Source organism: Paenibacillus pectinilyticus (genome assembly GCF_001700435.1).
Taxonomy (GTDB): domain Bacteria; phylum Bacillota; class Bacilli; order Paenibacillales; family NBRC-103111; genus Paenibacillus_E; species Paenibacillus_E pectinilyticus.
The window spans coordinates 257,798-280,175 of sequence record NZ_LYPC01000012.1 but is presented as its reverse complement, the minus strand read 5'-3'; the positions used below and the strand labels follow the sequence as shown (position 1 = coordinate 280,175).

Annotated in this window: 17 protein-coding genes and 1 pseudogene; 6 read left to right on the top strand and 12 right to left on the bottom strand. The window is 46.8% G+C overall.

The window, feature by feature from the left end; translation table 11 throughout:
- Positions 1-110: 110 nt before the first annotated feature.
- Positions 111-1,010, top strand: a complete 900-nt coding sequence (locus A8709_RS07220) for a metallophosphoesterase family protein (protein WP_208607652.1) — start codon at positions 111-113, stop codon at positions 1,008-1,010.
- 389 nt (positions 1,011-1,399) lie between these two features.
- Here the strand turns inward: A8709_RS07220 and A8709_RS07215 are convergent, their stop codons facing one another.
- Complete coding sequence (locus A8709_RS07215; protein WP_065851507.1) at positions 1,400-1,846, bottom strand: DUF4395 domain-containing protein; 447 nt, start codon at positions 1,844-1,846, stop codon at positions 1,400-1,402.
- Between the two features lie 229 nt (positions 1,847-2,075).
- Here A8709_RS07215 and A8709_RS07210 point away from each other — a divergent pair, with 229 nt between their 5' ends.
- Complete coding sequence (locus A8709_RS07210) at positions 2,076-3,161, top strand: SPFH domain-containing protein (RefSeq protein ID WP_065851506.1); 1,086 nt, start codon at positions 2,076-2,078, stop codon at positions 3,159-3,161.
- Between the two features lie 13 nt (positions 3,162-3,174).
- Positions 3,175-4,293, top strand: coding sequence for a TFIIB-type zinc ribbon-containing protein (locus A8709_RS07205; protein WP_065851505.1), 1,119 nt, complete (start codon positions 3,175-3,177; stop codon positions 4,291-4,293).
- An 86-nt stretch (positions 4,294-4,379) separates the two neighbouring features.
- On the opposite strand, the gene A8709_RS07200 is transcribed toward A8709_RS07205, so the two are convergent.
- The 6 genes from A8709_RS07200 to A8709_RS07175 form a co-directional block, all read right to left on the bottom strand.
- Positions 4,380-6,533 carry a hypothetical protein gene (locus A8709_RS07200; RefSeq protein WP_065851504.1) on the bottom strand — a complete coding sequence of 718 codons (2,154 nt, stop codon included), beginning with the start codon at positions 6,531-6,533 and terminating at the stop codon, positions 4,380-4,382.
- A gap of 19 nt (positions 6,534-6,552) precedes the next feature.
- Positions 6,553-7,728 carry an ABC transporter permease gene (locus A8709_RS07195; protein WP_065851503.1) on the bottom strand — a complete coding sequence of 392 codons (1,176 nt, stop codon included), beginning with the start codon at positions 7,726-7,728 and terminating at the stop codon, positions 6,553-6,555.
- The gene (locus A8709_RS07190; protein WP_065851502.1) at positions 7,725-8,450 is read right to left on the bottom strand and encodes an ABC transporter ATP-binding protein; all 726 of its coding nucleotides are present in this window, start codon (positions 8,448-8,450) and stop codon (positions 7,725-7,727) included. Before A8709_RS07190 ends, A8709_RS07195 begins: the two co-directional genes overlap by 4 nt.
- Before the next feature lie 29 nt (positions 8,451-8,479).
- Positions 8,480-10,165 carry a permuted SH3 domain-containing protein gene (locus A8709_RS07185; RefSeq protein WP_065851501.1) on the bottom strand — a complete coding sequence of 562 codons (1,686 nt, stop codon included), beginning with the start codon at positions 10,163-10,165 and terminating at the stop codon, positions 8,480-8,482.
- A gap of 226 nt (positions 10,166-10,391) precedes the next feature.
- Positions 10,392-11,534, bottom strand: coding sequence for a hypothetical protein (locus A8709_RS07180; RefSeq protein WP_065851500.1), 1,143 nt, complete (start codon positions 11,532-11,534; stop codon positions 10,392-10,394).
- A 236-nt stretch (positions 11,535-11,770) separates the two neighbouring features.
- Complete coding sequence (locus A8709_RS07175) at positions 11,771-12,697, bottom strand: methyl-accepting chemotaxis protein (RefSeq protein WP_065851499.1); 927 nt, start codon at positions 12,695-12,697, stop codon at positions 11,771-11,773.
- Between the two features lie 141 nt (positions 12,698-12,838).
- Between A8709_RS07175 and A8709_RS07170 the strand changes: the two genes are divergently transcribed.
- Positions 12,839-13,753 (top strand): MerR family transcriptional regulator, encoded by a 915-nt coding sequence (locus tag A8709_RS07170; protein WP_065851498.1) that lies wholly within the window; start codon positions 12,839-12,841, stop codon positions 13,751-13,753.
- Positions 13,754-13,915: 162 nt separating this feature from the next.
- On the opposite strand, the gene A8709_RS07165 is transcribed toward A8709_RS07170, so the two are convergent.
- Positions 13,916-15,439 carry a sensor histidine kinase gene (locus A8709_RS07165; RefSeq protein ID WP_065851497.1) on the bottom strand — a complete coding sequence of 508 codons (1,524 nt, stop codon included), beginning with the start codon at positions 15,437-15,439 and terminating at the stop codon, positions 13,916-13,918.
- A complete protein-coding gene (locus tag A8709_RS07160) occupies positions 15,436-16,119 on the bottom strand; it encodes a response regulator transcription factor (RefSeq protein WP_065851496.1) in 684 nt (227 codons plus the stop codon). Before A8709_RS07160 ends, A8709_RS07165 begins: the two co-directional genes overlap by 4 nt.
- 283 nt (positions 16,120-16,402) lie before the next feature.
- Between A8709_RS07160 and A8709_RS07155 the strand changes: the two genes are divergently transcribed.
- Both A8709_RS07155 and A8709_RS07150 read left to right on the top strand, forming a co-directional pair.
- Entirely contained in the window at positions 16,403-17,374 is a 972-nt protein-coding gene (locus tag A8709_RS07155) for an FAD:protein FMN transferase (protein WP_065851495.1), read from the top strand.
- Positions 17,375-17,624: 250 nt separating this feature from the next.
- Positions 17,625-18,335: pseudogene (locus A8709_RS07150) on the top strand (aminoacetone oxidase family FAD-binding enzyme); the annotation flags it as partial.
- 391 nt (positions 18,336-18,726) lie between these two features.
- Here A8709_RS07150 and A8709_RS07145 read toward each other — a convergent pair.
- Genes A8709_RS07145 through A8709_RS07135 form a run of 3 tightly spaced genes read right to left on the bottom strand, consistent with a single transcriptional unit; the run spans position 18,727 to position 22,366 of the window.
- Entirely contained in the window at positions 18,727-19,830 is a 1,104-nt protein-coding gene (locus tag A8709_RS07145; RefSeq protein WP_065851494.1) for a Ger(x)C family spore germination protein, read from the bottom strand.
- Positions 19,827-20,927, bottom strand: a complete 1,101-nt coding sequence (locus A8709_RS07140) for a GerAB/ArcD/ProY family transporter (RefSeq protein WP_065851493.1) — start codon at positions 20,925-20,927, stop codon at positions 19,827-19,829. Before A8709_RS07140 ends, A8709_RS07145 begins: the two co-directional genes overlap by 4 nt.
- An 8-nt stretch (positions 20,928-20,935) precedes the next feature.
- Positions 20,936-22,366, bottom strand: coding sequence for a spore germination protein (locus tag A8709_RS07135; protein ID WP_065851492.1), 1,431 nt, complete (start codon positions 22,364-22,366; stop codon positions 20,936-20,938).
- Positions 22,367-22,378 lie beyond the last annotated feature (12 nt).

Sequence of the window (22,378 nt, the reverse complement as noted above, 5' to 3'; positions counted from 1 at the left end):
TACGGAGTAGCTTGGTGGTGTTGTTGGGGTTGGCGCTGATTAACCCTACTGGGGAAGGACTCAAGTCTACTAGCACGTCACAGCAAGCGGCTGTACAAGCTACTGTACAAGTGGCGCCGCAAACCGCTACACCGTTGTTTTCTTTCTCTGTGATGAGCGACATTCATGTTATGTCGTCGGACTCGGCTTCCCAGCAGCTTCTGAAACAAGCGCTCGCGGATCACCACGAGCTGCGTCCGGACAGCAAGCTGCTTGTCCTGAATGGCGACCTCACAAATGGCAGTGAGGGCGATTACCGCAGCTTGATGGCGCTGCTTAGCCATCAACCCCATGCCCCTGTGCAGGCGACCATGGGCAACCACGACTTCTACGGCGTGTGGCGCACGCCGGAGGGCGAGACGGATTATACGAAGTTGAATCCGTCTTGGTCTAGTCGTGATGCGGTCGCATTATTCGACCGCATCTGGGGGTATGACAAGCCGTATCACGAGCTTGTCGTGGAGGGCTACCACTTCCTCTTCCTTAGCGGGGAAGCGTATCGAGACGTGGACGCATCCATCAAAGAGGATGCGTTCCTCTCTCCCGCGCAGCTCAGCTGGCTGCGCGAGCGGCTCACGGACGCGAGCGCGGCGGACGCCGGCAAGCCCGTGTTCGTGTTCCTTCACCAGCCGCTGCCGCGGACGCTGGATGGCACCGACACGGAGCTGGGCGTCGTCCAGCACCAGGAACTGCGTGCGCTGCTCGACGCGCACCCGAACGTCATTCTGTTCAGTGGGCACACCCACTGGAACGTTGAGACGACCAACCAGGTGAAGCAGCTGAAGTTCCTTGCCGCTTCCAGCGCCTCCATCCGTGAGGTATGGAGCGCCCAGAACGAGCCCGAGACCCAGTCGCTGAGCCAAAGTCTCATCGTCGACGTCTACCCCGAGCGCGTCGTGATTCTGCGCCGGGAGCACACCGAAAAGCGATGGATCGAACCATCCATCGCCAAGGGGTATGATGTGAAGTAGTTCAATTTTCCCATCCGTAGTCACCATAAATTAAATGGCTGAGCCGTCTTCTAGCCTCTCGAACTAAAAAAGATGCAAATCTACATTTTTTCCTCTAGGGTAGCCACGATCTAACAGAATGGATGCAAATCCGCATCCTTTTTACCCATATTTATCCTTTTCATGCCTATTTGGTAAAAAAGGATGTATTTTCGCAGGTATTCATCGGAATACCGTCTATTTCCCCTAATAAAGATGTATGTTTACAGTTTTATGCTCGCATCGGTTCGCATGGGAACCTGAATCAACGGCTGCGCCGTCCTTGAATGACGGCACAGCTATCACACAAAAGGGCAGTCCCCCAAGGTTACTCACCTTTCGGAACTGCCCTTTCACTTTATCTATCCCTTTCAAGAAGATGCCTTCCTCCTAATCAGAAACTGCTTCCACTGAAAGTACATAAAACACCCCAAACAGAACCCGCTTAACGCCAAGACAACCGCCACTGTAAGCATACTAAGACTAATGTAAGCCACGATTGATAAGCTAAACGCAGACGCTGCTAATGTCACAACCAAAAAAAGAATAGCTAACAAATTATTGAATCGCAGCAGTTCGCGGCTTTCTGTTCTAGCACTGGCAGGAAATAAAGGCGATAACAAACGAACGAATAAATTATATTTGATGCCGAACGAACGACTGATCAACTGTACAATCAAAGGGAGTAGCAGAAGCCATAGCTGCTGTGTGAGCACACTGACAACGATACTGAGCAGAATACCTAACTGATTGCCACGCACGCGATGTAGAGGTACTTCATCGACACAATCGTAATCACTACTTGTAAGTAACTGCATCCTGGTCATCCTCCATTCCATAATTTGAACTCTCCATATGTTCATTATACACAAATTCCAAGTTTGTGGGTAGGAATAGTTAAATATATTCGAAATTTTATTGTTTCAATTCTCCCTTTACAGTTTAGAAGACTGAAATTATACCCGCCTCAGGACTTTTACCGTATAATGAAAATATTGGGAATGGCAACGCCATCATATTTTAGGAATAACGAATTGGAGGATGACCATGGGAATTTTCTCGTTTATTAAAGGCCAGTTTATCGAAGTTATCGAGTGGATCGAAGATACCCATTCGTTCGTGTACCATTTCCCCGCTTATGACAATGCGATCAAGATGGGCGCACAGCTGACTGTGCGTGAAGGGCAAGCGGCGATCTTCATGAACGAAGGACAAATCGCAGATGTGTTTGGCCCAGGCAGATACGAACTGAGTACGCAGAATATGCCTGTACTGACTGCGCTCAAATCGTGGAAATACGCCTTCAACTCGCCCTTTAAAGCGGATGTGTATTTTGTTAACACAACCACTTTCACCGATCAGAAATGGGGCACAACGAATCCTGTCATGATGCGCGATAACGTTTTCGGCCTGGTCCGTGTACGCGGCTTCGGAAACTATTCGTTTAAGATCAAGGATCCCGCTTTATTTATGAAAGAAATTTTCGGCTCACAGGGAGATTTCAATCCGGGACAAATATCGGGTTTCTTCAAAACAATGATCGTCTCCAGCGTGAGCGACCTGTTGGCTGAATCCGGTGTTCCGGTCATCGACTTAGCCATGCACTATGACGAACTTAGCTCGAAGGCCTCAGCCAAGCTGCAGCCGAACTTTGAAGCCATTGGACTTGTGCTGACTGGATTCGTCATTGAGAACATTTCACTTCCCGAGGATGTTGAACAAATGGTCGACCGTAGATCGTCGATGAATATCGCGGGGAACCTGGATCAATATATGAAATATCAAACGGCTGAAGCCATCCGCGAAGCGGCCAACAATCCTAGTGACGGATTGGCTGGAGCCGGGGCCGGCCTCGGAGCAGGCATGGCCATGGGACGAATGATCAACCAGATGATGACGGGCGATGGGCAGCAGCCCCGCACGACGGATCATCAGGAAGAAGCGTCCCCTGCCAATAACGATAACGACGGCAAATCAGAGCCATGCCCTACATGCAATCACGCGTTGCGTGCAAGCGACAAATTCTGCCCTGAGTGCGGAACCGCTCGCCCCGAGCACCGTTTCTGTCACGAATGCGGAGGCGCGTTAACGCCTGGAGCCAAATTCTGCTCAGGCTGCGGTACTAAACTGTAAAGGGTGATTTATAATGGGGGCCAATGAGCCTATACAAGTACACGATCAGACATCAGTCTTCCCTTGTGCGGGATGCGGTGGCCAGATGCAGTTCGATACAGTCAGTCAGACTCTGAAATGCCGCTATTGCGGCAGCGAGAAGCCCATAGCAAGTGGCATGAAGACGGGGCCACAGGAACATGAGCTCGATTTTTCCGATGAAAACGACGCTTCCCTCATGGATTGGGGGACGGAGCAGCAGGTCATTAAATGCAGCAACTGCAGTGGTGAAATGCTCATATCTGCGATCCAAACCGCAACCGTATGCGGGTTCTGCGGGTCACCCAAAGTGCTGCCACAGGGAAATCCAGGCAGCATCCGCCCCGAATCGGTGATACCGTTTCACATTTCTCGCGAACAAGCGACGCAAGCATTTAACGTCTGGCGCAAAAGAAAGTGGTTCATTCCCAATGCGTTCAAGCAGCGTTCCGTCAATTCTAATCTAAATGGGATTTATGTGCCCTTCTGGACGTTCGATACAAGTACTGATTCATCGTATAGGGTTGAAATCGGGGTCTACCATTACCGAGCCGAAACGCGTACCCGGGTTGTCGATGGCAAGACTGAAACTTATACGGAACAAGTCCGTTATACCGTGTGGCACTGGGACAACGGCACATACAGCCAATATTTTAACGACGTGCTTATTCCTGCCTCTGGACAATACGACAGTGCCCTGCTTCACAATTTAAATGACTTCAAACTGGACCAACTTGCTGCCTACAAACCCGAGTATTTGAGCGGCTTTATGGCTGAGCGTTATACCATTTCACTGCAAGAGGGTTGGAACCAAGCGAAATCACACGTGGATGACCAGCTCGAGAAAGAAATCCAGAGTTCACTTAGCGGAGATGAATTCCGAAACCTCAACATCCGAACCGACTATTCAGATCAGACATACAAACACATCTTATTGCCGGTATGGAATGCAAGCTATATGTACAGAAATAAAACATATCGTTACATGGTGAACGGAGAAACGGGAAGCGTAACTGGCCGTGTGCCAAGGAGCCCTTGGAAGATCACGTTCTTCACCCTCTTCTGTATCCTGATTGCCACAGTTGCCGCATTCCTAATATGGGGTAACAAGTAATATATTAATCTCTTATTCCCATTACAAAAAAACTGCCCAACACCAGGCCATAAGCCGGTTTGGGCAGTTACTTTTTTTGTTTACTTTTATTTAAATTGTTTCAGAAGGCGCTTAGCCGTTCCGTTTGGCGTATTGATCACTTCGTACATATTAACTACGACACCGGAATCGATTTGCTGATTTTTCACGCCAGCAATGGAGATTTTTTGACTGCCGCTCGTTAATTTGCCTGCACCTGTCAATGCCTCATCTTGTGAGCCTAAGATACGGCCCGTAGAGTCGACCATTTCGAATTCGATTTTGGAGAAGTTCGAATCGATGATGACTTGGTCTTCATGGGTAATATCCATATCCAAGCTGAGATTGTACGTGTACGTACCGCTGCCATAACTCCAGCTGAGTGTGCTGTCATTGATTTTGAGCGAGAATGGATAGATGGAAATGGTATCTCCCGCATCCTCGTCCTGCAGAGCCACTTTGTATGTGCCAATGGATACGTTGCCTTCGGAAACAGACTTATCATCATACACATTCAAGGCAAATGTGTTGTCACTCGTTACTTCTTTATTCGGCAATAAGTACGAGTAACTGACAACGTAGGAGCTTCCTGGTGTAATCTGTGTAGCAGCTGCCGTTTGGCGAGTGCCTGTATAGGCGTTGCCGTTGCCATCGATCAGCTCATTCTGCAGATCTGGCAGAGCCAGCGTACTCGTACCATTGTTGGTGATTTTGTATTTGGCAATTGCCGTTTTGTAGCCAAGATCATCGTTCTCATGGGCATGAATCTCTACAAGTGAAACATCAAGATTCGCATTTACAACGTTATTATTACTAAATACGAACTTGCTGCCCAGGTCATAGTTTACAGCTGTCGTGAAGCCGTTCTTCGCTTCTGTCGCACCTTTCAGCAAGAACACAGCCACAGGCTGTTGCCCCGTTGTAGTTGTAGTTGGAGTCGTAGCAGCGCTGCCAGTACCAGCAGTCGTACCCGTTCCTGTCGAAGCTGAGCCTCCGCTATTCGTGGTCGACGCCTTCTCCCACAGCACAAGCTGCGCTGCATTCGGATCTACACCCGTCGGCAATGTTGCGTTGAAGTAATACGTTGCGGTTTCCTGCGGAGCCAAGAAGCCGCTGCGCGTGCTGTTATCTGTCGAGGATACAGATGTACCCGAATCCCCGAATTGGTAGGATGCTTGTAAAGCAGGCACTGGCGCGACCACGTCACCGTCGTTGCTAAGTGTCACGACCGTCTGAACGTGAACACCATCAGCTTGCTTGGAATAGGTGGACGAGCTTGCTTTCACGGTGACATTTTCACTGTCTTGTTGCCCCGCATATTTTTGTTTAACGCCTAGGGCTACGGTGCCCAGCGACGCATTCATGTTCAAGGTACCGAGTGAAACGTCTTCCGTTTGATTGAGGTAATAGTACTCAAGCGAAAGCCCTGTCAAAGGCATGCCTTTGGAAATGAGCGTTTTGAGTGTCAACGTATCGGACTGGCTTGGCAAAATCGTAGTGTCCGACCCGCTCGCGATCGTTGAGGTATATTTCAACCCGTTCGCGTCCACGAGTCTAACGAGTAGACCTTTGGGCACAGCCACGCTGCTGGAGCCTAAATTTTTCGCCGCTACTTGTGTGTACATGTACCATTTACCATTTTCTGTCACGCGTACGCTCTGACCTAGTTGGAAAGCAAGCGAAGCATCGTTAGGCAGTGTGCTGTCCAGCGAATGCAAATTAATAATTTCCTCTGGCGCTTCAAGCTGCCCTTCCTGAATAACGGAAGAGACAGGCAGTTCACCTAGATGATTCATGAAATCGGATTTATTGTAATCCCAACGGAATACATCCACTTTCAGATCGTTAGCGGATTCACCCGCAGGCAGATTAGCATAGAACCGGAAGCTATCCTCCGTACCACCGGTTACAAGTCCGCTTTTTTTCTCGCTGAGATTAGCGGTATAACTATGGCCCGCACTATCTGTGACACGAACACCATACTTGTTAAAATCCAACGTTTGATTTTCCCCATTATGGAATAATACGGAGAACTGTAGGGATGAAGATGAAAGTGCTGCTTTATTCAACATGAAATACGAATTCTGGGAAATAAATACGCCTTCGTTTGCGGCATGTGCAGAAGGCAGTGGAACTGCCCATGAAGCAGCCATGAAACTTCCTGTCAGCAGTACAGCCAGACTTGTCTGTTTAAGTGAGATCGATGTTAGTTTACGAATCATGTTACAAACCTCCTGTAGCCTAATCGAAACGCAGGGCGTCGATAGGTTTTAATTTCGATGCTTTATTAGCTGGGTATAAACCGAAAATAACGCCGACAAGTGCTGAGAATAAGAATGCATAGAGACCGATATTGAGCGATAAGCTTGTTTGTTGGCTTGGATTAATATAAGGCCAGGCAAGTGATAAGCTAATCCCTACAATCAAGCCAATTAAACCGCCCATCCCACTGATTAAAGTTGCCTCGACTAGGAATTGCAGCAAAATATTTCTTCGCTTCGCCCCAATTGACTTCCGAATCCCAATCTCCCTCGTTCGCTCGCTCACGGTGACGAGCATGATATTCATGATCCCGATCCCGCCTACAAGCAAGGAAATTGCAGCGACAGCAACTAATTGATTGGTCAATGTGCTGGAAGCAGATTGCCTTGCACTAATGAGCTCAGATGAGTTCAAAATGTTATAACCTGATGTACTTTTAAATTTCTGGTATAAGTAAGCTTCCAACGCGACTTGTGCCCGGGCGACAAGATCGCCAGAGGAGGCTTCGACATAAGCGGTCCGGATGCTGCCAAGTTTAAAGTCCCTGCTCATCGTCGGCAACGGTACGAGTACCGAGCTATCCAATGAAGTTCCGCTCGTATTGGAGCCTTTCGTTTGAAGAACACCAATGATGGTGTACATGTAGCCTTTTACGTTAATTTCTTCGCCAACCGGATCATCCTTGCCGAAGAACTTTGTGGCTACTTCCGTCCCGATAACGGCAACGTGATTGCGGTAATCCAGATCAGCCTCCGCTAGGAAACGTCCGCTGGCCATTTTTCCTTTTTGTACATCCAAATAACGGTCATTCGTTCCAATCACATTGTAGCTTTCTGTTGTCCGATCATACTTGATGGAACTGTTCTGTGTCATGGTTGGCGCAATCGTTGCGATGCCTGCCGTACCCTCCAGCGTCATCAAATCATCGTAATTGAGCTGTGTTGCACGACCATTTCCCAATAATGTCACGGTCAGCAGATTGGTTCCGAGCCCTTCATATTGCTTCTCAATCGCCTTCGAAGTCCCTTGCCCAATCGATACAAGCGTGATAACCGAGGCAACCCCGATAATAACGCCCAGCATGGTCAAAACGGTTCGCAACGGATTAGAACGAATCGTTGCCATCGCCATTTGGAAAAGTTCCCAAATTCTCATGAATGCGCCTCCTCTAACTGAGGCACTTCTACGGACCATGCTTCGTTGCGAATATCGCTGATGATCTCACCGTCGCGCAGGGCAACAACCCGTTTGGCATTGTCCGCAATATGATGGTCATGCGTAATGAGAACAATGGTATTTCCCTGTTGATTCAATTCTTTGATTAACTGAAGCACCTCGATGCCTGTCTTCGAATCCAGTGCCCCGGTCGGCTCATCCGCAAGGATCAATGAGGGGCTGATGGCCAAAGCTCTAGCAATCGCAACACGCTGCTGCTGTCCGCCTGAAAGCTCACTTGGCTTGTGATGTCCGCGTTGGCCCATACCAAGCTTCTCCAGCATGCGCTGCGCCTGTTCTCGCCGTTGTTTCGGCGGGATTCCTGCATAGATCATAGGGAGCTCGACATTTTCCATCGCTGTGAGCCTCGGCAGCAAATTAAATTGCTGAAAGATAAAGCCAATCTTCCGATTGCGGAGTTCCGCAAGCCCGTTATCTGACATTTTCTCCGTCGCTACGCCGTCGAGTGTATAGTTCCCTGACGTCGGGCTGTCGAGCAGCCCGATTGTATTCATTAAGGTCGATTTACCCGATCCGCTGGGCCCGATAATAGCGACGAAGTCGCCTTCTGCAATATGCAGGGTAATCCCGCGTAAAATCTGCAATTCCTCCGTGCCACGTGTGTAGCTCTTCGTTATCCCATTCAGCTCAATGATATTCATCCTATTCACTCCTTTCCGAGAAGGCTGGCTTAATCCGCCCGACGTGTACCGCCGCCAGCATTTCCGCCACCCGTAAAGCCACCGCCGCCTGCTGCGCCGCCGAATCCGCCGGCACCACCACCTGGGAACCCGCCAGCTCCGCCTGGGAAGCCTTGTTGCTGCGTCGTCGTTGTTGCTTTACGTACTGGCATGACGACTTCATCGCCTTCGCTTAGGCCGCTAAGTACTTCCATTTGCGTCTTACTGCGAATACCGACTTTGATCTCGCGCTCTTCCGTTGTACCGTCAGCTTTTTTAACAGTTACGGTCGATTTGCCCTTCGTCGTCGTGACCACTTGAATCGGAACCACGAGAATATCTTTCTTATCCTGAATGAAAATTTCAGCTGTCGCTGTCATCGCATATTTCAAATCATTCTGAGCCGTATTCGGTATAGCAACAACAGCATCGTAGGTGGTAACACCGTTTGACGTTGTACCTACGTTTGAGACTGATGTTACTTCACCCGTGAAAGATCCCCGAGCTATCGCATCCACCTTCACGTTAACCTTCTGACCGACCTTCACACTTGTCAAATCGAGCTCATCCACTGCGATTGCGAGCTGCATCGTGCTTAAGCTTGCAACGGCACCTAGCGTTGTATTGGCAAGAATTTGCGCACCTGCTGGATAGTTCCGAAGGACATTGCTTTTACTGTTGGCAAAATCCGCTGAGAACACGCCATCAAATGGGGCTCTGATCGTTAATTGATCAACCTTTTGCTGCGCATCGTCAACACGAATCTTCTGACTTTCAATCGCTGACTGTTTCGCGATAATATTCTTGTTCATATCGTCGTTGAACAGCGATGCAATCAAGCTGCCTTGTTTAACGGTATCCCCGTCTTTAAAATTCATCGTTTTCACCGTACCGCTTGCTTCGGAGAAAACGGAAGCCGTGCGCACATACGCTAGTGCCGCACTATCGGAAGAATCGATTTTGGTCGTCCCGCTGCCGATGCTGCCCTTCACCTTCAGACCCGCTGAAAGCGTGCCATCATTGTCGACCAGCACATTGACCAGTACGACTTTATTCCCGTTGCTATCGGCTTGAATCTCATGCCCGATCGTGTCGACTGCTCCCACTTTAGAGAGTAAATAGCCATCTACGCTGAGTTCAACTGGATCGCCTTTTTTCAACTGAACAGCTTCTTGCAGGGAGAACGGCAAGCTTACTTTATATTGTGAGGTATCTGAAATAGTCCCAATCTTGGTTGTTTTATTGACTTGGCTGCCTACATCAAGGTTCGCAGGCAACGAAAGCTTACCCGAAATCGGAGCCGATACGCTCATATGTCCTTGCTCATCTTGCATCTCTGCCAAATCACTTTGCAGCTGCTGCAGGGTTACTTGTGCTTCCTTCAAATTCGTTTCTGTAGAGGGTACGGAAAGTTCAACAAGCACATCGCCTTTCTTGACGGCTTGGTTTTGAGTTAAATTCATCGTTTTGATGATCCCATCCATCGGAATCACAACATTCTGTTTATCCTTAGCATCCAATTGAGACGTTCCTGATACCGTTGAGGATATCTCTCCCTTGGTCACTTTCATTGTCGTTTGTTGTGTGGCTGCGGCTGCTGGTTTCGCATTATTATGTACATAGTAATATGTACCCGCCCCACAAAGGATGGCAGCTAAAGCTACTATGAGCCATTTTTTCTTTTTGCCTAATGTCATCCGTCATACCCCTCTCCCGATTTACCTAGTCATACCCTGTCTAGGCCTAACATTCTTCACAAGATGTAGTCTACTAGGAACGACTGAAACCAGTCTGAGTGTGGGCTGAAAGTAAGTTGAACGAAAGCTGAGTGTTTGCTGAAAATGAAGACAACCCTCGCTTCCTCATTAGGTTCGCACGCACAAAAAGCCGCTCGCGAAGCGAGCAGCTTTTCATATCTTTCCCTTAGTTTGTTGCTGTAGGTGCAGGCGTTGCTGTGTCCGCAGGTGCTTTAGGACGTCCTTGTCTGCCATCTGGACGGCTATGTGCCGTTCCTTTTTGCTCGACGGACTTTTTGATGGAATCTGTCATGCTGTCTTTGATTTTGCTAATCAGATCATCTTCGCTGATGCCTTTCGCAGTTGCGATGTCCACTAGGGATTTACCGGACTCTAACTCCGTTTTGAGCTCATCTTGTGTAATACCTAGAATCGTAGTTACTGCTTCCGAATTGCCGAATAGTCCGCCGCCGAAGCCACCGAATCCGCCAGGACCTCCAGGGCCGCCTTTACCGCCACCTGGGAAGCCGCCTTTGAAGCCTTTGCTGTCAATTTGCTTGGTTAATTGATCACTTAGACCTTTGATAATTTCATCAGCCTTCGCTTGCGTCAATTTCCCTGCTGTCACTTCAGCCGTGATGGATGTTGTTTCAGCTGCGATGAGCTTTTGCAAATAATCTTCCTTCGTCAATCCTTTTTCAACCGCAAATTCAGCTAAGGTTTTATCCGCTTTTAATGCCTCTTGAACAGCCGTTTCCTCTACGCCGAGAATCGTTGCTGTTTCCTTCACCACATTGCCGCCTCGGAAGCCGCCACGATCGCCTTGACCAGGACCGCCGCCAAAGCCGCCCTTAAAGCCAGTACCATCAATTTGCTTCGTTAATTGGTCACTTAGGCCTTTAATCGCTTCATCCGCCTTCGCTTGCGTCAATTTCCCTGCTGTTACCTCAGCCGTAATGGATGTTGTTTCAGCTGCGATAAGCTTTTGCAAATAATCTTCCTTCGTTAATCCTTTTTCAACGGCAAAGCCCGCTAATGTTTTACCAGCTTTCAACGCATCTTGAACCGCACTTTCTTCAACGCCCAAGATCGTTGCCGTTTCTTTGATTACATTGCCGCCTCTAAAACCACCGCGATCACCGAATTGTCCACGGCCCATATCGTTAAAACCTTTGCCGCCATGTCCAGCTTTCGGAGTTGTTGTGCTCGTTGATGTGCCTGCTGCTGTATCTGCGAATGCTTCATTATGTAAGGCTCCTACTAAACCAACTCCGATGACGAAAGATGCTACTAGTGAACCTGCGAGAATTTTTTTGCTTATCTTTTTCATAATTTGTTTCCACCTCATCTTTAGATTTGTGTTTCCCTTACAAAACCAAGTATAGACCCCTTACCTGAAGCCCATCTGAGTATGAACTGAAGGTTGGTTGAGAAGTACCTGAGCATTGGCTGAAAAAGGAAATGGTACGATAGCAGACGCGAAAGAGGCCAACCGTTTGACGGCTGACCCCTTTTGTATCATGCGAATACACGTGCTCTATTTCCATATTATTGGCTCAGTTTACTTTATAGTAACTCCCCTAGTGCCTTGGCTTGGCTATCTAGTTGACGTGCAGCTTGACCAATGTCCATAAATTCATCAACAGCCTGTTGTGTGCGCAGCTGACTGTCTGATATCACCATTTGTGTACGCTTTATACCTTTAGAGATTTCTACTACCTGAACGGCAATATCCTGAAGTGTGGAGTTCACTTCTTTAGCTGCCTCCTCCGTTTGCTTAGCCAACTTGCGAACCTCACTCGCTACCACATTAAAGCCCAGCCCATACTGTCCTGCGTGCGCTGCCTCTATTGCCGCATTCAAAGCGAGTAAATTGGTTTGCGAAGCAATGTCTCGGATTGACTTCGTCGTTTGTTGAACAGCGTCGGCTTTATGCTCCATCAATTGGAGGGCATGCATATTATCATTAGATTCTCCAACAACCTTATCGATCGCTGATGCAATTTCGTAGCTGCTAGAAACCCCTTTTTCCGCGCGTTTCAAAAGATCCTCCGCCATTTCTTGCAAATCGTTCGTTAACTTTGTAGTCGCGTTTTCTCGCTTCGTAATATCCGTTGCAATCTTCAGAACACCCACTACCTGGCCTTCCGTATTCATAATAGGTGTATATGTTGCCTCAAACCATCGAAGATGCCGATTCTTAGTGACCCGCAATATTTTTTCTTGGAAAGGACGCCCGCTCTTTAGATCATTCCAAAGCTTGGTATATTCAGAACTATTCACAAATTCCGAAGTGCAAAACTTCTTATGCGACAGCCCTAACATTTCTGTTGTTTCATAGTCCATAGCCTTTGCGAAATTGTCGTTGACCCATACTACTTTCCCTTGGGCGTCGAACTCAATCATAGCCAATGACTGCTCAATTGCAGCAAGTACAGAATTTCCATCCAACACCTGTGTGCTGGCATGATTTCTAGTCGATATAACACTCATTATGCAAACCGCCTTATTCTATCTATGTATAATTTTTGTATAATTTTATTAAGGAAACTATACAATAATTATATCAGTTATACAAGAAACAATTACCAAAGGGATACTAATTGTGTATAATACTTCTGAGGTGTACAAGATATGTATAGCATTAAGAAGGCTTCTGAAATACTCGAGATTCCTACAGTAACTTTACGAGCCTGGGAAAATAGGTATCAGATCGTTACCCCTTTTCGGAGCAATGGGGGACATCGCTTATATAGTGAATCGGATATAAGTACCCTTAAATGGTTAAAAAATCAACTGACGGATCACAACATGAAGATTGGTGAAGCTGTCTGCTTGCTGAAACAAAAAAAGTCTAAAACGCCATCCAAGGAAGTTCCAGCATCCCCTATCTATAAAACTAGTCATGATCTTATTGAAAGACTGTATATAAATTTAATCGGTCTAAATACGGCAACCTCTCATGAAGCAATTGATCTAGCTTTTTCGCTCTATCACTATGAAGACGTTTTTTACAATGTATTTAATCCTGTGTTAGTCCGGTTAGGTACGGAATGGGAGAATGGCAACATATCGACTGCCCAGGAACACTTCTCATCCCAATTGATTATGCAGCGCATCATTCATTTTTTTAGAATACTTCCTATTCAATCTCATCTTCCTACAGCGATAGCATTCTGTCCCGAGGGTGAACACCATCACATTGGTCTCATGTTGTTCAGCTTATTTTTACGAACCAAAGGCCTCGAGGTCATTTACTTAGGGCCGAATACACCTTTAGGCGACTTGGCTACATTAATTGAGGAGAAAAACATTTCAGTCATTGCGATTTCGATAAGTAATCCTACGTATGTGGAAATGACGGAGCGTTGGATCGAAGCAAGTCTAAGCGAGTACCCTAACTTACTGTTCGTACTCGGCGGAACAGGCTTTAAGCAATGCACGACGCCTATATCCGCGTATGTTCAATCACCCAATCAAGCAGACTGGGAGGCATGGTATCAATCGGTAATCGTCAAATCACATAGATCCGTCTTCGCTCATGTCTGATGCCTAGCCGGAAGTATGTTCCTCGCTTATTTTTCAAGCTTTCACTCTATTATCTATAAACAAAATCAAGAGGGTGTCCCCAATTGGGGACACCCTCTTTTGAAAACTAGGCCAACGAACGAAATCATTGATTTAAACAGGTACTCGTCAGCCTTCCACCTCTTATTTTTTGGGCAGCCGAACGATAAACGTGCTTCCTACCCCGACGGCACTCTCCACAGCAATGGATCCGCCATGCAGCTCCACAATAGAACGTGTAATCGAGAGGCCCAGTCCCGCCCCACCACTCCGCCTCGCCCGCGAGGAATCGATGCGGTAGAAACGATCGAACAGATGCGCAAGATGTTCCGGCGCAATCCCAGGTCCATTGTCGCGCACGGCGATTTCAACGTACGCGTCCTTCTGAACTACGGAGAGCCTCAACTCGCCTGTCTCCGGGTGTGTGTGTTGGACCGCGTTGTGAAACAGATTGAGCACAACCTGCTTCATTTTATCCGAATCGTAGAGACAACGCGTCTCCGGTTCTAGTAAGAACGAGACTTGACGCTCGCCTGCGAGCAGACGCAGTTGATGCTCCATTTCATGGAGCATATCATCTAAAGCACCCTCCGTCTTCGTGAAAGACGGCGTACGATCTAATCTCGCGAGTAAGAGGAGATCCTCGACGAGTTTATTAATGCGCACGGACTCGCCGTGCATGCTCTTCAACGCCTTCAGCAGCTGCTCTGGCTGCTGATAGGCGCCGCGCAGCAGCACCTCCAGGAAGCCATGAATGGAGGTCAGCGGTGTGCGGAGCTCGTGTGATGCATCCGCCGCGAAGCGGCGCATCTGCTCTTTGGCTTCCTTTTCCGCCTCGAATGAAAACTCCAACCGTTCTAGCATACTATTGAACGAAGTGGCTAATCGATCCATCTCTACCTGCCCTTGATGAGCTGGGAACCGTTCGTTCAGGTTGCCTGCATCGATGCTTTTGACCGTGTCGACCATATTCGAGAGGGGAACGAGTGTCCTGCGCAGCACGGGCAAGAAACCCAGCAGGCCGATAATCATGGCCGACATCGAGAGGAACAAGAAGGTCAGCAGTTGCCTCAGCAGCACATCTTTAATGGGCGCTGTGCTTGTGCTCGCTTGGATGAGCCCTTGAAAGCCACGGGAGCGATCTGGGTCACCGCCAATTTGATGAAACACAACCAATTGTTCATTTCCACTGCTATCGTCGAGAATCAGATGATCCTGTATTTTTCCCTTATTTTTTAAAATATCCAGATACTTACTGGCATCAAGCTGCAGCGTGGATGTTTCATCCTGTGACGAGATGAGTTTATAAGCACCCTTGTCATCAATCAGCGCTATCGTTAGATCCGGCACGAAAATCCGCGGATTCCCGTTCCCGCCAACATTACTATCCTGCCGATTGTTGTTCCGAAAATCCTGTCTCGGCAAGAAAGGACTTGAGTTCTTATCCTGCCCCTCCTCCACACGAAGCCACACATTGGGCGGCAGCGCAGCAAGCTGGTTGCGGATGGTTTCTGCTTTATTCTGATACATAAACTGCTGCATGAACACATATTGAAAGACACCAATTAACAGCAGCAGCGCAGACATCACCAATAACGTGCGGGAGAGTAATTGAAACTTCAAAGAGCGGGTCACGAACGCATCGGCGAACCAGCCGCGCTTATTCATGTCAAATCCATCCGATACCCAGCGCCGCGAATCGTACGAATCAGTTTATGCTCTTTATCACCCAGCTTGTCGCGTAAAGAACGTATGTACACCTCGACAATATTCTCCTCGCCGCCGAAATCATAGCCCCATACTTTATCAAGAATCATCGTCTTGCTTAGTACAAGCCCATGATTAATCGCCATAAATTTAAGCAATTCATACTCCGTAGGCGACAGCTCCAATACACGTTCATTCATGCTGATTTCCTTGCGGCGATCGTCCATACGAAGAGGTCCAATGATGACTTCCCCGAACAAGTTTGGAAAATGGTTCCGAATTCGCGCGTAGATCCGGGCGAGCAGCTCCTCAAAGCTGAACGGCTTGATCATGTAATCATCGGCTCCAAGCGTTAGCCCCTTCACCCGATCATCAATTTCATCTTTGGCAGTTAACATGATCACCGCGATATTCTCCTGCTTCTTGATCATCCGGCATACCTCGAAGCCATCCATCCCTGGCATCATCACATCCAGTATCGCGATATGAGGCTGAAATTTATTGCAAGCTGAGATCGCACTAATGCCATCCTGGGCCGTCATTACCTCGAAGCCTTCGTTCGTGAGCCCCAGCTCCAGAAATTCTAAGATGTGTGGCTCGTCATCGACAAGCAATATTTTAATCCCTTTTAATTGGCGCATCTGTATCGTCTCCCCCGGTTTTCAATCGTACAGGACTTCTACAATCAGTATCCCATATCCTGCCTAAAAGCAATCTGAGCAGGGGCTGAAAACTTGCTGAAAGTTGGGCGCGCGAAGAAAAGCCGAACCCCGCAAAAAGATCCGGCTCCAGTATTCCTTCTACTATATAAAGAAGATCAGACAAATTTCAGCTATCTTTCAGCTAACAATCAATTGAATCTCAGTTAGCCCCCTTATACTGAACCTAGATAAGTAAGGACTCGAAAGAAAAGAGGAAACCCTGATGACCAAGACTACGCAAGCCTTCCTTCCTTTTCATTTTCAAATGATGGATTCGGCCATTGACCTATTGCTCCCCTGTGAGGAGCGTGAACAGTTACGTATACATGAAATCGGCAGAGACTGGTTTGGCCGTGAGGAAAAGCGGTTCAGCCCTGAGCTGGCGGACAGTGAAATTAACCTTTTAAATACATTGGCCGGTGAAAGCTGCCTTGTGTCCAATCCCATGCTGGAAGTTCTCTTCCTAGCCGAAATGTATCAAGCGATCACCGACGGTAATTACACACCGCTTCTATATATAGATTCAACAACCGAGACGCTCAAACGGACCCCTAGCCATGTAGGTTGGAAGGTTAATCCGACGATGAAGTCCGTTACGCTGCCCCAGCATACAAGCATTCATCTGCAAGGCATCGAGAAAAGCTGGTCGCTGAAACGCTTAGTCGACTATATCAAGAAGACCTTATCCTTCTCACAGGGTCTCATTGTTGCGGATGGCGATGTAGCGGTTTGGGGGCGTGGCGGCAACAAGCAGGAACAAGAGCAAGAGCAAGAACAGGAGCAAGAACAAGAACAGGGATTAGATCCCTGGATCGTTGGTATTCAAAATCCTTGGAATCATAACGACAAGCTTGGTGCTGTCGTCATGACAGATGGCGCGCTGTCCACCTACAGCCCCTTGGAAGACAGCGAGAGCTACGCTAGCAGTGATGTACTGCAATGCACCGTCGCGGGCCAAGATCTCGTAGAGTGCCACGTATGGGCAAGACTGCTCGGCTCCCTGGGCATGGAAGAGGGTCTCTCCCTGCTTGCCAAACGCAGCGATTCCTGTGAGGCTATTGTGCTTTCAAAACAAGGGCAGCTGCACTATTATGGCCAAGAGGCCTCTCTTGGACAGAGATGGCTCGACTTGCAGGTGGATCATTATCATTTTAATAACAGGCAGGGTGTTGATCGTCTGGATAGCTTGTCTTAAAATGGTCAGCCGTGCAGGCGGATTGTGGATGGAATTGGATCAGAATGCTAGTTATCCACAATTTGGATCCATCTATCCACATAACAACTGTTACTTACCCACAAATAGGGCTGTTTTATCAACATATTATCCACGGACTGTGTGTATCTTTTGAATATAAGGCCTCTCGCGTGCTATGATGCAAGGATAAACGGTAATCGTGCAACCGATAACCGACTTTCAAATTTCGCGAGGCAGGGGCTCTATTCGGATGACTTATGATGTAATTGTAATTGGCGGCGGTTCTGCGGGCCTGATGGCCAGCATTGCTGCAAGCAAGGACGGCGCAACCGTGCTGCTCATCGATAAAGGAGATAAGCTGGGGCGTAAGCTCGGTATTTCTGGCGGCGGCAGATGTAACGTAACGAACAATAAGGATATGGATGAATTGATCAAGCATATTCCTGGCAACGGACGCTTTCTTTATAGTGCTTTGACCCATTTTGGCAATAAGCATATTATTGATTTTTTTGAAAATCTCGGCATCCACCTCAAGGAAGAGGACAACGGTCGGATGTTCCCCGTCAGCGATAAGGCCAAAACCGTCGTCGACGCGTTGATCGGCCAAGTCCGGCGGCAGGGTGTGGAGATCCGGACCAACAGTCCGGCCAAAAAGGTTTTGTACGCGGACGGCCGCGTCAGCGGCGTCCAGCTGCAGGGCGGCGAGACGCTTCACAGCAACGCTGTGATCGTCGCCTCCGGCGGCTGCTCGGTGCCGCATACTGGCTCCACGGGAGACGGATATGCGTGGGCTGAGGCGGGCGGGCATACCATCACGCCGCTTTTTCCTACCGAGGTTCCGTTAACCTCGAAGGAGCCTTGGATCCGCAGCCGCGAGCTGCAAGGACTGTCGCTGCGCGACGTGACGCTGAGCGTGCTGAACGCGAAGGGCAAACCGATTATCGCGCACCGCGGCGATATGGCGGATGAATCACCCACATGCATAAGTGCATAGAGTGAAATCCCCATTTAAATTAACACTTTTAGAGGGCTTTTTTTTTTTATTTTACACTTGTTATTCTTCGCATAAGAATTAGAGTTCTAAAGGCATATAACGAGGCTTATCAGTGATCAAGGAAAATAAAGTTCGTTAATAATGTTTACTATTGTAATGCAAGAAAATTAAGGTTAAGTTAGGGGTGGTTTTTTTATAATTCAGTTCGGGGTATTAATCAAAAAGGAGAAATAACTTATCGGTGGATAAACCGAAAAGATATTTCTCCTTTCTTGAGATCATATTTTCAAAATCCAAAAACGTTTCTACCGCCTCTCCGAAGGAGGTGAGGCCTTCAATAAACAGTAGAATTACATTCTTAAAGCATTACACCCGAATTCAAAATCTGAAGCTTAACTTCTGGACGAATATTCATTTCCGGATAATCCTCCCGCCAGTTCATTTGCTTCCACTCCTTATAATGAAACGCATGAATTTCACGCGCGAGTTCCAAATAGTCGCAATTCGCCTTCTGTAATGTCTTAATGGCTTGTAAAGCCTGTTTATTTATCTCCTCTGATAACATACGTTCCAGGTCATCGATTTTGCTTTGTGACAACGCTTTGGCCTTATTATTCTTGCCGGCATCTGTTAGCACAGCTTGTATATGTAAAGGCAGTATGATGTCGTTAACCTTGTTATCACTAGATTTAACGTGTAAATCTTTACTAGCCTTTTTTACCCATAATTCGTAGGTATCCCCCCCTGATTCTATGATCAGAGAAACTCCTGTTCCGTTCTCTCCTTTCAAGAGCATACTCAATTTAGTTAGGTTAGGGGATAAATCAATGCCAGAATATTTGCCTTCACGAAATAAAGCTGCGCCAGAAAGTTGAATGTTATCACCATTCATTTTAATTAAGGGTAATGCCAAATCCCCGTAGGGATCAGCTTTTCCAACGATAAATCGAAGCAATGTTTCTTTTGGCGTGTTGTGTAGAGATTCCGCATGACGTAACAAAACCACCAAATAGTTGGCAATGGTCTTCCCCTCTTTTTTCTTCATAGCAAGAAGATCAGTTACTTCACCATCATACACGACTACACTAGATGTTAATGGACAACTCGCAACTCTCCCAAATATTTCCATATCTTCAGTTGGTTCTTTAGCAGCAAACGACTTGCTTAAGATATACAACCGGCTTTGATTAAATGACAGTCCGCCTGCGGTTCTATAATCAATATTCTCTATAGCATCACCCACACTGCCACCTTGCGCTGTAATCAATTCCATACCAGGTTTTCCGCCGCCCTGATGAGCTTCATTGAGTGATGATATCGCGAGGTTCATTTTAGTAAGATTGGATTTCCCAACCGTATCTAATCCGACTACATCAACCAATTCGAGATCTTTGATCCGATTCTGATCCCAACAACCGCTCATGATCAGTAGTATGAATATGGAACAGACAAGTTGTTTCATAGATTTCTTCTCCTTGCGTGCGAAATGCTGGACACTATCAATAACAGCAAAGGTATGACAAATACACAAACTACACTGCTGATTTCATATGGCGAGCCCGTTACGAACGAGATTGCTTTTTTGTCTGCGGAAATCCAACAAGCTAGCGTGAAACAGATCCCCGTAGATATCCACACCCATAGCACATGGTTCTTTCCTTCTTTTTCCCCTATATGATTAATAGCTTTCGAGGTCAAAAATAAATAGACGTAAACAGTTGTTGCGACAATCACGAACCAAAAGATGATAAATATAATATCTATGCTTTGTATGACTTCCCAATTGTATTGTTTTAATATAAAAATAATGGGCTCAGGTACTCTACTCATTTGCTCAGGCGTAAAATTCAACGAACAAATCAGTACTACCAAGGCATACATAACGGTTGACAATACATTCGCATATGTTGTTGCTTTAAGTATCTTCCCCTTCCCTTTTTGTACAAAGGGATAGGCATATAAAAGTATATCAAATGCCAAACACGCTAAAAATCCTTGGAATACGCCATATGCAAATGAAGTTCCTCCGCCATGCCATAGAGGGAGAACATATCTAATATCAGCTTGCTTTAATCCACTAAAAATAATCAGAACACATCCTAGAACGAGGATTATGAAAACTGTTTTACTAATGAATGAAAGCACACGTAAGGAAGACATAGCTGCATATCCACTTGCAATGAAAAACATGAGCAAAATGACCCACCATGGTGTTTGTAGTAGTACCCATCGGTCTAACATTTCTACATATCTCAGGGAGACAATGAGCGCAGAATACATGAAATACAATCCAAAAACAATAGTTAAGGTACCGCCAAGCAGCTTTCCAACACTGGTTTTGAGGTACTGATAAATATGCTGTGAGGGATACTGATTACCAAGCATCCATATGATGAAAATACAGATTTGTGCGACGCATCCCCCAAGAAGCACTGCCAGCCAGCCATTTGTACCGGCATATTCAACCTCAGCGTAAGGCAAGGTCAATACTCGACTGCCTATCTGCGCAAGCAACACAAGGAAAAAGAGCTGTTTATTCGTTATGGATTCTTCCTTCATCCTTTATTTCACCCTTTAGGTTTTCTAAGGCGAAGCCGATTTAGAGGCGCCGCTTCTTTCGGTCGTTCTCTTAATTTCCAAATCGGCGCTCTAATGAGTGTATCTTTAGCCTCACTACCGAACAGTGCCGGATAGAAATAAGGAAGCCCCATTGTGTTCATGCGGCATAAATAGACAAGTAGGCAAAAAAGAGAAAAAACGAAGCCAACCATACCAAAAATCGAAGAAAGAAAGATCACAGGATAGTTAATGACCCGGACCGAACTGCTCATTTCATAGGAAGGTATGATAAAGGAAGCTAGCCCTGTAAACGAAGCTACGATGACCGCGGTATTAGAAACTAGATTGGATTGCACCACGGCAGTTCCAATTACAATCCCGCCTACTACACCTATGGCTTGCGCAATAGGATTCGCAAGCCTTACGGTTGCTTCTCTTAAAATTTCGAGGGCTATCAGCATGAGAACTGTCTCAACGACAGGTTGCAATGCGATGTATTTTAATGCGCCTTGAAATGTCAATGCGACATTTAACGGAAGCACATAGGATTGGAATGAAGCCAACGAAATATACAACCCAGGTAAACCAATGGCAATAAAAAAACAGCATATTCGCAGTAACCTAAAAATACTTCCAAAGAACCAATTAATTTGATAATCATCTGGAGACTGAAAGAAAGCCCAAAATGATACTGGCATCAACGTCACATCAGGTGAACCTTCTGTGAAGATGGCTGTTTTTCCTTCCATTAAATAAGCTCTCGTTCGATCCGGCCGCTCCGTTGTCAGAACTTGTGGGAACAGACAAAAACGTTTATCTTGAATAAATTCCTGAATAAATCCAGGTGCTTCCAAATAATCAATATCTATCTGTTGGAGCCGTCGTTCAATCATGGTAACAACATCGGGGTTTGCGATTCCCTTAATGGAGACCACTGCAACTCTGGTTTTCGAGACCCTGCCTAGCGTGAAATACTTGACAACAAGATTGGCAGAAGGAGCATTTTTCCTAACCATATTAATATTCGTATCTAAGTTTTCTATAAAAGCTTCATTTGAACCTCTTAGCACCCGTTCCTTTGTAGGAATGTTAATTGAACGTTCTTTCTGCAGTTCAGTACCAAGAAGATACAAAACACATTCGCCTTCTTTTTGCAATACGGTCTTCCCTTGAACGATGGCATTGACTACTTCTTGGAAGGTCTCTGACTTTTCAATAACCCGGAGGGTAATAACTTCCTCGACAGTTATATCAGGTCTTTCAGTTAGCGGTTTTACTATATGATCCTGAAAAACCGTCGTATCGATCATCGTATCTAAGTAAAATAACCCATATTCGCAATGGGGGAACTTCATTGTTTTCATTTTTAAATCCGTACTTGATGAGAACGCCTCTTTCAATAGTACAAACGTATTTTGAAGGGAAGGAGTGATTGTCATATGCTTTCCTTT